Origin of the sequence: Cyanobium sp. BA5m-10, from assembly GCF_024346255.1 — a bacterium.
GTDB classification, from domain to species: Bacteria; Cyanobacteriota; Cyanobacteriia; order PCC-6307; family Cyanobiaceae; genus Cyanobium_A; species Cyanobium_A usitatum.
Genome location: NZ_JAGQCP010000011.1, coordinates 20,042 through 32,498, shown reverse-complemented (window position 1 = coordinate 32,498; position 12,457 = coordinate 20,042). Strand labels below are relative to the sequence as shown.

Genomic DNA, 12,457 nt, shown 5'->3' with positions numbered 1-12,457 from the left:
TTCGACTTCACTGTCTGTCCAAGACCAGCTGTCTGTTCAACACCAAGAGGCTGTTCAACACCAAGAGCCTGTTCCCTACTAACCGGCTGGCTAAGGCGCCAGCCGTGTTGGCGCTGGGCGGCTTGCTGGCTCTGCTGGGGGCTTGCTTGGCAAGCGAGCCTGCGCGCCCAACGCCCCAGGCGGCAGGTCTGCTGCCTGAACAGGAGGCGGCTTTGCTGCAGCGACTGGCTACAGCTGATCGTCAGTGGCTGCCGCGGGCTGAAACCCTTCCCAGTGGTGCGGTGCGTTACCACTACCGCCGCCGGGCCAACGAACCCAGGCTGTCTGTGGCGGAGCTGCGGGCCCTGATCGCCAACCCGCCCAGCTTTGGGGCCGAGCGCCTGGCGATCGGTGAGCTGCTCATAGTGCTGGCCAAAGCCGGGGTGCGTCTGGAGCTGGGTCAGCCCCGCAAGCCTGGGGCGGCGGGGGAATGGGACCCGGCAGCACGGACCCTGCGCATTCAGCCCCGGGTGGTGGCTAAGGGCAGTGTGGAGTTTGCCCGGGTGCTCAACCATGAGGCGATTCACGTTGCCCAGAGCTGCAGCAACCGGGGGTTGCGTGCCCGCCCCCGGCCCCTGGGTTTGCCCTCAGCCTTGCCCGATCACCTAAATGGTGTGCTGAATGAATCTGTCTACAGCCAGGCATCGGAGCAGGAGCGGCAACTGGAGCGGGAGGCCTATGCCAATCAAACCCGCTTGAACCTGGGGGCTCAGTTGGTGCGCCGCCATTGCGGCACCTAAACGGTTGGGTCGGCCCGTTTGCGCAAAAGTTTTCAATGGGCACCATATAATTTCAACCATAGATCGAGTAAATTTTGGCTACCGAACAGTCCCAGCCAGAGAGCACTGCGGCCTCTGTTCAACCCACCATTGAATCCCTGCAGAACGGAGATAGGCCCTTTGTATTGGCTGATTCCCTAGGACAAGTGGTTTCGATTAACAAGGCTTTCGAGCAGGCCTACGGCTGGACTGAAGATCAGTTGCGCGGCCAACCCCTGAGCCTGATCTTGCCGGGTGCTTTTCAGATGTCTCACCAGTTGGGCTTTTCCCGCTTCCAGGCCACGGAGCAGTCCACCATTCTTGCGCACCCGTTGCGTCTGAAAACCGTCTGCGCCGACGGTAGTGAGGTGGTGTCTGAGCATTTCATTTTGGGAGAAAAGCGCGAGGCTGGCTGGGTTTTCGGGGCCACCCTCACCCCCTTGCCAGGCTGTATGGAGACTGATGCCTGAAGCCTCCACTCCAAATGACGAAATGACACTGGTCGTTGAGTTGCGCCGCACCTTGGGCCGGCTTGATTCTGCCCTTGGCCAGATAAGTGAAGGACTCGTTCTGGTCAATGCGATCGGCCAAGTGCTGTGGACAAACGCCTCTTTTGATAAATTTGTAGGTAAGTCCAGGCTTGAGATACTCGGAGTGGATCTTCACGGGATTCTGCCACTAAATATTGTTGGTGAACCAATTCTTACCATTGAGCAGACCCGAGGGGGATTGCTGAAGACTGTTTTTGTCACCGTGATTCTCAGTGAAGATCCGGTGCATGCTCTGGAAATCGAATGGCGTCCCGTAGTCACGGAGGTGCCAAATCCATTGATGTTCTCCTTTCGGGATGTGAGTGCTCGGATCTCATTCGATGAGCTGCAGCAGAAAAGCCAGCAGATCGAAGAGAAATGGTTGTCAACCAGTAAAAAGTATATAGATCTGCAGTCGAAGCAGCTGGCTCTAGCGGCCAAGGTGATGAAGTGCCCCGTGACTGGCTTGCCCAATCGTCGAGGCCTGCGCGCTCGGATTGCAATAGCCTTGCAGCAGCTACGTCGTCGGCCCGGCTTAGTCACACTACTGTTTTGCGATCTAAATCGTTTTAAGGAAGTAAATGATTCCTACGGCCATCAAGTTGGTGATGAGTTGTTGATTGAGTTGGGTAAACGGCTTCAATCCACCCTTCGTCCTGAGGATGTGCTTGCCAGGCTGGGGGGGGATGAATTCGTGGTGTTGAGCCCTGGTGTGCCCACGCCAATGGCAGCAGTATGGCTGGCGGAACGCTTGCAGGCTCTGGTTTCCAAGCCCTGGATTTCACAGGATTATTCGATTACACCCAGCATGTCTGTGGGTATTGCCTCTACTGATGATCCTGAGGTCACTGTAGATGAGTTATTGCGCCGTGCTGATCTGGCGATGTATGCGGCTAAGGGTAGCGATGAGCGCTCAATCACCATCTATGACAACGTAATTGATGCTCAGGTCAGGCGGGGAGTTTTGATAAAGCGCCAGTTGCAGTCTGCAATTGATGGTGATCTACTTAAGGTTGATTTTCAGCCTGTTGTTGATCTAAAGAGCCGGGATTCGATTGGCTTCGAGGCGCTCGTCCGTATTCGTGATTTTGAGGGTGCCTGGATGGCGCCAAGCGAATTTATTTCGGTTGCCGAGTCTGTGGGCTTGATTGATCAATTGGGTGATCTTGTTTTGCACCGTTGCTTGGCGGTGCTGAAATTGACAGAGAATACAGCCCCTGATCTTGTAATTTCGATCAATATAAGTCCGCTGCAAGTCTGCCGGGAGGGTCTTGCTGGGCGGATGATTGCCATCGCAGAGCGCTATGAGGTTGATTTAGGGCGCCTGGCTGTTGAGGTCACCGAATCCGTCTTGATAGATCGTCCTCGCACCGCAATTAACGAGCTGAACATCCTGCGTGCAGTGGGTTGTAGAGTATATCTAGATGACTTTGGTACTGGTTATTCAAGTATGTCCTGGCTATCCCAACTGCCCATTGATGCAATCAAGATCGATCGTAGTTTTACGGCCGGTCTGCTGAACCATCCTCGTCGTAGGGTAGTTGTGGACTCGATGATCAGGCTGTCTCTCGATCTTGGTTTGGATGTGATCGCCGAAGGGGTTGAGCTTGAAGCCCAGGCAGAAGCCCTACTGGCGATGGGCTGCTTAAGGGGGCAGGGCTTCCTGTTTGGCCACCCAGCCCCCTTTCCCCAGCCAGCTGAACTTTTAGTTCCCTAAAGTTGCGGGTGAGCTTTGGGCGAGCCACTCACTTTCCAGCAACATATTAAATTGAAGCAGTTGGCTGTCGCTAAGTAGTTGGCGGCTGGTTAGTGCAAAGTGCTTCTCGAGGAAGGCACGACCCTGGCCCAGATCCCACTGCAACTGGCTAAGCAGCTCCTCACACTGGCTGAGCAGCTCCTTGCGGCGTAAGGGGGGTGGTGCGCTGGCGGGGTCGCTGCCATCGGCAAAGCCCTCTAGGGCCTGTAGGTAGGCCAGCAGGTCCCCATAGCTGGTGAGGCGGTTGCGGTTGGGGTGGCCGAATACCCTCTCGAGATAAACGGCCTCCTGCTCGCGATTCCAGCCGAGTCTCTGCAGCTGTAAATCCAGTCGGGCCAACTCGCTGCTCCAATCCTCCGGGTCGGCCGGCGGTTCTTCGATCGCCTGTGCCGGAGGGGGGCTGGGCGCCGCTGGGCGCTCGGCTTGGGGTTTGGGCTGAACCTGGGGGGGCGTACTACTAATCCGGACGGGCGTGGGTGTGTTCGCAGTGGGTGCGCTCGCAGTAGGGGGCGCGGCTACTGGAAGGTGTTCACCCAGGCGTTGGCGGGCTCGGTCTTCTGCAGCCTCGGCGGTCGCTGCTTCGCCCAGTGCTGCGTCGATTACCTGGCCAGCACGGCTTATTTGCACCAGCACCACTCGGCTGCCTGGTTCGGCATGGAGCAGCTGGACGTTGAACTGCAGTTCGCTTAACGGATGCTCCAACCCAGCTTTCTAGAGTGAATCCCATCTTGACCCGCTGCAGCCCGTGGAAGCGGAGTCGATCCAATCCCTCACCCCCCTGCTGAACCAGGCAGACCAGTGGCGTGAGGTGCTGTTGTTGCTGCCCCTGTTGGTGGCCTTAGAGGCGGTGCTCTCCGCCGACAATGCCATTGCCCTGGCGGCTATCGCCCGGGGCCTGGAGGATCCGGCCCGTCAGCGCCAGGCCCTCAACCTCGGCCTGGCCTTGGCCCTGGTTTTTCGGCTTGGTTTGATCGTGGCTGCCCGCTGGGTGCTGAATTTCTGGCCGCTGCAACTGGCGGCGGCGGCCTATTTGCTGTGGCTTTGCGGGCGCCACCTGCTGCTGGTGTGGTCTGAGCCCGAAGAGGGGGCCGGCGCGGCTGGTGCTGCTGATGGTGCAGCCACTGCAGGAGCCAAGCCCGGCTCGCTGCACCCCGCCGGGCTTGGCTCAATTGTGGCCACCCTGGCCCTTACCGATCTGGCTTTTTCGCTTGACAGCGTTGCCGCAGCGGTGGCGGTGAGTGATCGGCTGTGGCTGGTGATGGCCGGTGGGGTGATCGGCGTTATCGCCCTGCGACTCACCGCAGAGCTGTTTATTCGTTGGCTTGAGGTCTACAAGCATCTGGAAACGGCCGGCTACCTGGCGGTGGGTCTGGTGGGTATGAAGCTGCTGCTGCGCCTGGGCCTGCCCCAGGTGGTGGCGCCGGAGTGGCTGCTGCTGCTGCTGGTGGCTGCCTTGTTTACTTGGGGCTTTTCGGTGCGCCTGCCTCTGGAGCCGAAACCGCTGGAGCCATGAGGGTGGAGCTGCGCCAGATCGGCAGCGATCGCCTGCTCGATTGGCTTGAGGTGCCAGAGCTGGCTGAGGTGCCCCATCCGGGCCGTTGGCTTGAGGCTGGCGGCCGCAGTTTTCTGGTGCTGCAGCGGCGCCACCGCTATCAATTGCGCAATGGGTGCTACGAACTTGCCAGTGTCGCTCTGCAGGTGAAGCCTCAGCGCCAGCCCACCGATGCCCGCTGGTGGCAAAACCAGTGGGTGATCGGGAACCCCGATTGCCGTTTCAACGCCCGCAGCCCGCTGCTGCGCTGTGCCGTGCTTCCCGATGGCCCATGCGAGCGCTGCAGCCACTTCGCTGGTCCCTAGGGTGGGGGATCACGCAACACCTGCAATCCGTCAGCCCTCTCCACGATCCGGCACAGAGGTTGCCGATTCCAGTCCGGCGGCGGTGGACGCTGCTGCGCTCAGCAGCGATGCTCCCGAGCTGCTCGACTTTGCATCGTTTGGGCTGGGTGAGCCGATCTTGAAGGCGGTAACCGAAAAGGGTTACACCAAGCCCTCACCGATCCAGGGCCAGTGCATCCCGGCGGTGCTGGCGGGTCACGACGTGATGGCGGCGGCCCAGACCGGCACGGGCAAGACCGCCGGTTTCACCCTGCCGATGCTGGAGCGCCTGCGCCACGGCCCCCCCGCCCGCGCCGGCATTGTTCGCTCCCTGGTGCTCACCCCTACCCGCGAGCTGGCTGCCCAAGTTGGCGAAAGCGTGCGGGCCTACGGCCGCTACCTCGATCTGCGCAGCGACGTGGTGTTCGGCGGGGTCAAGGTGAATCCCCAGATTTCCAGGTTGCAGCGCGGCACTGACGTGCTGGTAGCCACCCCGGGCCGGCTGATGGACCTTTATCAGCAGAAAGCCCTGCGGCTCGACCGGGTCGAGATCCTGGTGCTCGATGAGGCCGACCGGATGCTGGATATGGGCTTCATCCGCGATATCCAGAAAATCCTGGCCCTGCTGCCGCCCAAGCGTCAAAACCTGCTGTTCTCAGCCACCTTCTCTGGGGATATTCGCCGCCTTGCCACCGGCCTGCTGCACAACCCGGTGCAGCTCCAGGCCACTCCCGAAAACCGCACCGCTCCCACGGTGGAGCACCTGCTCCATCCCTGCGACATGGATCGCAAGGGTGATCTGCTCAGCCACTTGATCAGCAGCAACAACTGGCAGCAGGTGCTGGTGTTTTCACGCACCAAGCACGGCGCCAACCGCATGGCCGAGCGACTCACCCGCGAGGGGATGTCGGCTTCGGCTATCCATGGCAACAAGAGTCAGGGAGCTCGCACCCGAGCCTTGGCCGACTTCAAGGCTGGTTCTTTGCGGGTGCTGGTGGCAACAGACCTGGCTGCCCGTGGCATTGACATTCACCAGCTGCCCCACGTGGTCAACCTGGACCTGCCGAACCAGGCGGAGGACTACGTACACCGGATCGGCCGCACCGGCCGGGCCGGCCACAACGGCCACGCAATTTCCCTGGTGGCAGCTGAGGAAAGTGAGCTACTGCGGGCCATTGAGCGCATGATCGGCACCCGTCTGCCGCGGCAGGAGGTGCCCGGTTTTGAGCCCAAGGTGCTCTCTGCTCCACCCCTGGATCTCAGCGGTGGTCGGGGTAAGGGCAGGGGCGGTGGTGCCCGCAGGGGTGGACCCCCAGCCGGACCCTCCCGCAGCGGCAGCGACGGGGGCCGTCGGGGGCGCTACAGCTCTGGGCGTTGATCTAGCCCTAACGGCAGCAATCGACACACCGGCTAAGGGTTGTCTCCGCTCGGATAGGGACGTTGATAAATGCCCCTATGCCCTACGAGCCCGGATCCCCTGAATGCCGAGTCCTGATCGACTGCAAGGTTCAGATCGAGTCGATGCTGCTGGCCCTGGGGCGCATCGACAACAGCCAGCACATCCGCGACCAGCTGTTGTCTGTGCACAACCAACTTGAGGGGCTGCACGCCATCCACCGCAAGGCAGTTGCCGCTCCACTGTCTGCGGGCGAGCCTTGAGGATCAACCAGCTGCCTGGGCAGCTAGGGGCCCGCTGTTCTGTCGCCCCATTTCAAAACCGTGACAGGTGGCATAGGCGCTGGCCAGGTTTGCTACCCGGTGGTGCAAGTGGGGCTGTTGCTCATGGCTGACCACGTAGCGGCCTGTCGTTTCCCATGGTTGCCGAGCAAGGTCTTCTTCCTCTCTAGCTGCGGTTACTAGCGCCGAAAAGTGAGGGAGCCCTAGCAACACAGAACTTAAGTTGGGTCTAGGTGATCCCAAGCTGATCACCTGCGCTGCAGCCCAGTTGTTGCAGCAAGCTCTGGCCTTGGGCAGGTGACTTGCCCTCCAGTTGGGCTGCTCTTACCAGCAATGGGCAGCCAGCAGTGCCAATCACCAGGCCCGCATCGGCAGCAAGCGCTAGCACGGTTCCGGGCGCCGCTGCTGCCGACAACAATCCTTTCGAAAATGCTGCTGGCTCCGCTAGTAAGTAGCGGGCTTCTGGGCTCAGTTGAGAAGCGAGCCTGGCGACCAGAGGTTCGGTGGCTAGAAGTTTTAGCCGCTTGCCCTGCCACTGGGTGACGGCGCCGGGGTACAGGCCCATCACCCGACGATGAATTTCCAGAGCCGACTGGTTCCAGTCGACTAACAAGTCGTCTTTGGTGAGCATCCGGGCGTAGCTGAGGCCCACTTCTCCCTGGACACGAACCCCGAGCCGGGCTAGCCGTTCGGCTTCTGGTCCCGTTCCGGCGGTTTCGATGCGCGGCAGGGCATCTACCAGCAGCTCGGCGCTGAGCTGGGCGAGCCGCTGCCCCAGCTGCTGGGCGTTCTCCAGCAGGCCAATGGAGATAGAGCGCTCCAGCAGCACCGGCCCGGTATCGAGGCCCTCCTCCATGGCCATAATCCCGACGCCGGTGCTGCTGTCGCCCTGCAGTAGGCACCACTGGATCGGTCCGGCGCCACGCCAGCGGGGCAGTAGGGAGCCGTGGGCGTTCCAGCAGCCCAGGGGGGGCTGGGCCAGCACCTCTGGCGGCAGGATCTGGCCAAATGCCACCACAACGGACACATCGGTGCCGAGGGCGCCAAGCCTGCCCTGGAGCTCGGGCTCGCGGCGGATCCGCTCCGGCGTGAATATCGGCAGGCCTAGCTCCAGGGCGCGTGCCTTGACAGGACTTGGCAGTAAGTCCTTGCCCCGCCCCCGCCGCCGATCTGGCTGGGTAACCACCCCCACCAGCTCGTGCCCTGCCGCCACCAGCTCATCAAGGCTGGGCACGGCGTAGGCGGGGGTGCCCCAAAACAGGATCTTCAAGGACAGATGATCAGGCCTCGCCGGTGATCGAGAGCCCTTCCACCCAGACGTAAGGGCAGAGGCCATCCGGGGTGATCTTGGCCAGGCCTTCAAAGCCGACGATCGCCTTCATCACGGTGCGGATGTCGCCAGCGACGGTGGCGGCTTCGATCGAGCGGCTGACCCCACCCTCAACCAACCAGCCGTCAAAGGGCAAGGAGAAGGAACCCTGGCTGGCTTTAACTCCAGCATGTAGCGCCGACAGGGAGTCGATCACCACAACGGGGCCGGAATGGTTTAAGCGATCTAGACCCTGCTGGCCGCCGTCGCTGCCAGGGGTAGCCCAAATCTCGAACCAATCGGCCCCCACCGACACCTTTGCTCCCATGCCGGCATGGCCGGTGGGCGCCACCCCAAATGCTCGGGCTGTGGCCTCCGAGTGCAGGAAGTTTTTCAGCACGCCCCCAGCCACTAGGTCTAGGGGCGCGGTGGGGGTGCCCTCGCCATCAAAGGCAGAGGCGCCCACATTGCCGGGGTGCAGGCCGTTATCGCGGATGCTCAGAAAGGGCACGGCAACGCTGTCGCCGAGGGAGTCGCGGTGGCTGAGGCTCACCCCATCGAGCACGGCCCGGGCATTGAAGAGGCTGCTGAAGGCCCCGATCAAGTCGAGGAAGGCTTCCGGGCTGAAAACACAGGTGTAGTAACCAGTTTCGATCGGTGCGTAGTCAAGGTGGGCGATCGTGCGCTCGGCGGCCTCTTCGATGCAGCCGGCGATGTCGAGTTCGGTGGTGCCGTAGGCCAGGCGCACGGCACCGGAACTGCGTGGTTTGCGACCGGCTTCCTCTGCCCTGGCGTAGAGGTAGAGGCTGGCGGTGGTCAGGGTCTGGTGGCGGCAGGCCCCCTCGTTGTTGAGATAGAGGCGCTCGCTGCTGCGCTGGGCTAGGCCGTTGTAGGGAACTGTGGCGATTGCTATGTGGCGATCAAGCAGTTGCCGTTCGGCCTGTTTGAGGGTGTCCAGCAGGCTGAGGATCGGCTGGGGTTGATGCAGCGGTTGATCTAGTGGGGCCAGGGGTGCGGTGGCCAGGGTCGAGAACGCCGGGGTTTCCTCCGCATTGCCAAAGGCGCTGGCGTCGCGGGCGCCGCTCAAGGCCCGGGCCAGGCCGGAATCGCTGAGGTCTGAGGTGCTGGTAATGCCAACTAGGCCGTCGCCGTTCCACACCCGCAAGGTGATGGCGCTGCGTTGGGCCCCTTTCATCTGTTTGGCTTCGCCGCGGTCTACCTGCACGGAGGTGTCGGTGCTGCAGGAGGCGCCGAGATCCCATTGCTGGATGCCGGCGCCTTGGGCGAGTTGCTGGAGCCGGCCGCTGAGGGCCTCGGCGTTCAGGGTCTGGATGGTGGGCTGGGTCATGGTCAGCGTCCTCCCACGGTGATTGAATCCACCTTGATGTGGGGCTGGCCGACGGTCACGAAGATGCTGCCGCTCACGGAGCCACAGAAGCCCGCTGCTAGTTCCAGGTCGTTGGCGCACATCGAAATGCGCGGCATCACCTCCTTGGCTTCGCCAATCAGGGTGGCCCCCTTTACCGGTTTGGTGAGCTGGCCGTTTTCAATCAAGTAGCCCTCCTCCACGGCGAAGTTGAACTGGCCGGTGGGGCCGACGCTGCCGCCGCCCATCGATTTGCAATAGAGCCCCTTGTCGACGGAGCCGATCAGCTGCTCGGGGGTGTGGGGGCCGGCGGCGATGAAGGTGTTGCGCATGCGGCTGGCCGCAGCAAAGGTATGGCCCTGGCGCCGGCCGCTGCCCGTACGGCTGTGGCCGGTGCGCAGTTCGCCGGCTCGATCGCTGAGGAAGCGCTTGAGAACCCCGTTTTCGATCAGCACGGTGCGCTGGGGCTCCATGCCTTCGTCGTCCATAGAAAGGGAGCCGAAGGCGCCGTCGCTCAGGCCTTCATCGATGGCCGTGACGGCCTCGTGGGCAATGGATTGGCCAACCATCTCAGCAAAGGGGGTGGTGCCCCGCTCCACCTGGGTGGTTTCCAGCAGGTGGCCGCAGGCCTCATGAAAAATCACGCCGCCGAAGCGGTTGGCCAGCACCGCAGGCATCTGACCGGCTTCGACGTAATCGGCGTAGAGCATGGTGCCCACACTCGAGCACACCTCCTGGGCGGCGGCGTCCGCGTCCCATTGGCGCAGGTCATCGGGGCGATCGGAGGTGCCGTAGCGGCGGCCGAGGCCGGCGCGGTGGTCGCCGTCGGCGGCAAGCACGTTTAAACCGAGGGACTGGTGCAGGCGGATGTCGCGGGCAAAGGTGCCATCACTGGCAGCAACCAGCACCGACTGCCAGTCGCGGGAGTAGCTGCCGCGCCTGGCCTGTAAGTGGCTGCCGTGGTGCTCGAGGCGGCAGGTGCCCTCCAGCAGCTTCAAGGTGGCTTCAGCTAGGGAGGGGCAGCTATCAAGCCAGTCCAGCTTGGCGGCGGCGAAATCTCGCATCACCTGCAGACCTTCGAAGGGGCTGGAGTTGCTGCTGCTGTGGCTCAATCCGAGCATGCCGAGGGCTTGCTCAAGGGCCTGCATCAGGCCGAGATCACTCAGGTCGTTGGTGCTAACAAAGCCATCGCGGTCGCCCAGGAACACCCGGATACCAGCGCCCATGCCGAAGGCTGGGCTGACGCTGGTGATGGTGTCCTGCTCAGCCAAGACGCCGAGGTGGTCGGTGCGCTCCAGGAATATCTCAACTAAATCGGCACCTGCTGCCCTGGCGCTCGCCAGTAAGGCCTCCAGCCGCAGCATCCAGCTTTGATCAAATGCATCTGCCGCTACCACTGCCGGCTGGGCTGCAGCCGACTGGAGAACAACCGGTTTGGAGGCAACCAAAAGAACTCAGCGAAGGAATGATGTAACTGCAGGCCAGGCAAAGGCTGGCAGGCATATCAGAATGGTCAGCGCATCAAGAAAAAATCAGCGCACTTGCTCAGCGAACTGAGGGCTGGAATTGCTCGCTGCGGATGGCAGGGGTGAAATAAAGCTTGGCCATTTCTGCGCCATTGGCGATCCAATAAGGCAGTTTGCGCAAAACTTTTATTGCTCCAGGAGCGCTGCTTACGTCGGCCTCGCTGAGCTTGGCGTTGTTGCTAACCAGACGCTCTAGGCGGGTGTAGAACTTGGGATGGTCAACATTCAGCACCACGGGGAACACTCTGGCGGAAGTCTCGTTGGTTTTAGCAATCACGACCTTGTCGTATTCGCGAGCATCGAGGCCCAGGGCTTCGTAGAATTCTTTTCGAGCAACATCTCGGACGTACATGGTGGCAAACACTGCCAGCAGGAAGAAGCGGCACCAAAGCCTGGCGGTGAAGCCCCGCACGGTGTCTGGCTGAGCCTTCATCAAGGCATCAAAGAAATCGCCATGGCGGTTCTCGTCTTGGCACCAATTCTCGAAGAAGTTAAAGATCGGGAAGATCTTGCTTTCTGGATTTTGCTCTAGGTGGCGATAGATGGCGATGTAGCGCCAGTAGCCAATCTTCTCGCTCAAGTAGGTGGCGTAGAAGATGAATTTAGGCTTGAAGAAGGTATACGACTTGCTGGCGGTCAAGAAGCCCAAGTCGAGTTGCAGCCCAAAATCTCCCATGGCTTTATTGAGGAAGCCAGCATGACGGGCCTCGTCGCGCGCCATGTGGGCAAAGCACTCGGCAAGCAGCGGATTTTTGGTTTTGATGCGGCGGCTGAGCTCCTTGTAGAGCAGGAAGCCAGAAAATTCAGAGGTGCAGCTCTGCTCAAGAAACTCAACGAAAACCCTGCGGGTATCAGGATCTAGCTTCTCGGCTGCCCCCTCAAACTCGCCGTTGCGCACGAAGTGGTGGCGGTTGTAGTCCTTGCGGAACTCCTCGCATATGGCCTCAAGCTCCACCTCATTTGGCCGCAGATCCATCGCCGCCATGGCGTCGAAATCTGTGGTGTAGAAGCGGGGCGTAAGGATCGTGTCCTTGGCCGGATCTTTGACGGCTGGTGCACCGGGCGAGCCCACAGAGGCTTGACTGGGGCTGGCGGTAGCGCTGGCAGTTGAGGCTGGAGGCACCATCGAGGCTTGCGGCTTACGGCAGTTCTTGCATCGTAGAGGGCGTGGCCGTCAGTTCGGGCCGAGCCATTTCTGACCGTTGAGCCGCTGCACCAGCCGCGATACCAGCAGCGCCAGGCTCATCTTCTTCTCGTCGATCAGAAACGACTCCAGCAGGCTTGGCTGGCCGCCTGCCTCTGCCAAAGCCACCGTTTTGGCTGAACTGATATCTGGTTTGGTGAAGCACAGCCAGAAGCGACGCCGACCCGGCAGCTCCCCTTGAACCATCCAGCACTCCGACCCCACCACGGGCATGGCTCCTTGCACAAAGGCCAGTTCGGCAGCAGCTCCTCCGTAGCCCTGGATCTCTTTGGCCAGGGCCGGGATCAGTAGCTGGGGCACAAAGATCTCAAACGGCTGGTCTTCCACTGCAGGCGGTTTGGCCTTTGCGGGCTGATCTTTGGCAGCTGGCTGGGCGGATTCGCTCACCGTTGCAGGCCCCTTTCGGCATCGTCCTTG

The 12,457-nt window shown here is 61.4% G+C and carries 13 protein-coding genes; 7 read left to right on the top strand and 6 right to left on the bottom strand.

Translation table 11 applies throughout. The annotated features are described in order from the left end of the window. The first annotated feature begins 104 nt into the window (after positions 1-104). From KBY85_RS06215 to KBY85_RS06205, 3 genes are all read left to right on the top strand, one after another. On the top strand, positions 105-779 hold the full coding sequence (locus KBY85_RS06215; RefSeq protein ID WP_254960634.1) for a hypothetical protein: 675 nt from the start codon (positions 105-107) through the stop codon (positions 777-779). A 74-nt stretch (positions 780-853) separates the two neighbouring features. After that, a complete protein-coding gene (locus KBY85_RS06210; protein WP_254993292.1) occupies positions 854-1,267 on the top strand; it encodes a PAS domain S-box protein in 414 nt (137 codons plus the stop codon). Further along, positions 1,260-3,044, top strand: a complete 1,785-nt coding sequence (locus KBY85_RS06205; protein WP_254960633.1) for an EAL domain-containing protein — start codon at positions 1,260-1,262, stop codon at positions 3,042-3,044. Before KBY85_RS06210 ends, KBY85_RS06205 begins: the two co-directional genes overlap by 8 nt. Here KBY85_RS06205 and KBY85_RS06200 read toward each other — a convergent pair. Next, positions 3,033-3,785: a hypothetical protein gene (locus tag KBY85_RS06200; RefSeq protein ID WP_254960632.1), complete on the bottom strand. Its 753-nt coding sequence runs from the start codon at positions 3,783-3,785 to the stop codon at positions 3,033-3,035. The genes KBY85_RS06205 and KBY85_RS06200 overlap by 12 nt on opposite strands. A 43-nt stretch (positions 3,786-3,828) precedes the next feature. On the opposite strand from KBY85_RS06200, the gene KBY85_RS06195 reads away from it, so the two are divergent. From KBY85_RS06195 to KBY85_RS06180, 4 genes are all read left to right on the top strand, one after another. Beyond that, positions 3,829-4,596, top strand: a complete 768-nt coding sequence (locus tag KBY85_RS06195; protein ID WP_254960631.1) for a TerC family protein — start codon at positions 3,829-3,831, stop codon at positions 4,594-4,596. After that, positions 4,593-4,940 carry a DUF6464 family protein gene (locus KBY85_RS06190; RefSeq protein WP_106501557.1) on the top strand — a complete coding sequence of 116 codons (348 nt, stop codon included), beginning with the start codon at positions 4,593-4,595 and terminating at the stop codon, positions 4,938-4,940. The genes KBY85_RS06195 and KBY85_RS06190 overlap by 4 nt, the downstream gene beginning before the upstream one ends. Positions 4,941-5,058: 118 nt before the next feature. Further along, a complete protein-coding gene (locus tag KBY85_RS06185; protein WP_396093466.1) occupies positions 5,059-6,336 on the top strand; it encodes a DEAD/DEAH box helicase in 1,278 nt (425 codons plus the stop codon). A 77-nt stretch (positions 6,337-6,413) separates the two neighbouring features. Continuing rightward, positions 6,414-6,617: a hypothetical protein gene (locus tag KBY85_RS06180; RefSeq protein WP_254960630.1), complete on the top strand. Its 204-nt coding sequence runs from the start codon at positions 6,414-6,416 to the stop codon at positions 6,615-6,617. A 247-nt stretch (positions 6,618-6,864) separates the two neighbouring features. On the opposite strand, the gene fmt is transcribed toward KBY85_RS06180, so the two are convergent. From fmt to KBY85_RS06155, 5 genes are all read right to left on the bottom strand, one after another. After that, positions 6,865-7,905, bottom strand: a complete 1,041-nt coding sequence (gene fmt / locus KBY85_RS06175; RefSeq protein ID WP_254960629.1) for a methionyl-tRNA formyltransferase — start codon at positions 7,903-7,905, stop codon at positions 6,865-6,867. Between the two features lie 10 nt (positions 7,906-7,915). Next, a complete protein-coding gene (locus KBY85_RS06170) occupies positions 7,916-9,292 on the bottom strand; it encodes a TldD/PmbA family protein (protein WP_254960628.1) in 1,377 nt (458 codons plus the stop codon). Between the two features lie 2 nt (positions 9,293-9,294). After that, positions 9,295-10,674: a TldD/PmbA family protein gene (locus KBY85_RS06165; RefSeq protein ID WP_254960669.1), complete on the bottom strand. Its 1,380-nt coding sequence runs from the start codon at positions 10,672-10,674 to the stop codon at positions 9,295-9,297. A gap of 181 nt (positions 10,675-10,855) precedes the next feature. Beyond that, entirely contained in the window at positions 10,856-11,962 is a 1,107-nt protein-coding gene (acsF, locus tag KBY85_RS06160) for a magnesium-protoporphyrin IX monomethyl ester (oxidative) cyclase (protein WP_254960627.1), read from the bottom strand. A gap of 48 nt (positions 11,963-12,010) precedes the next feature. Next, positions 12,011-12,427, bottom strand: a complete 417-nt coding sequence (locus tag KBY85_RS06155; protein ID WP_254942098.1) for a DUF2996 domain-containing protein — start codon at positions 12,425-12,427, stop codon at positions 12,011-12,013. Positions 12,428-12,457 lie beyond the last annotated feature (30 nt).

Bases quoted from the DNA above. Each gene is read 5' to 3' on its own strand.
- KBY85_RS06205 (WP_254960633.1), top strand. From the start codon at position 1,260: ATGCCTGAAGCCTCCACTCCAAATGACGAAATGACACTGGTCGTTGAG.
- KBY85_RS06190 (WP_106501557.1), top strand. From the start codon at position 4,593: ATGAGGGTGGAGCTGCGCCAGATCGGCAGCGATCGCCTGCTCGATTGG.
- KBY85_RS06180 (WP_254960630.1), top strand. From the start codon at position 6,414: ATGCCCTACGAGCCCGGATCCCCTGAATGCCGAGTCCTGATCGACTGC.
- KBY85_RS06170 (WP_254960628.1), bottom strand. From the start codon at position 9,292: ATGACCCAGCCCACCATCCAGACCCTGAACGCCGAGGCCCTCAGCGGC.
- KBY85_RS06165 (WP_254960669.1), bottom strand. From the start codon at position 10,674: ATGCTGCGGCTGGAGGCCTTACTGGCGAGCGCCAGGGCAGCAGGTGCC.
- acsF (WP_254960627.1), bottom strand. From the start codon at position 11,962: ATGGTGCCTCCAGCCTCAACTGCCAGCGCTACCGCCAGCCCCAGTCAA.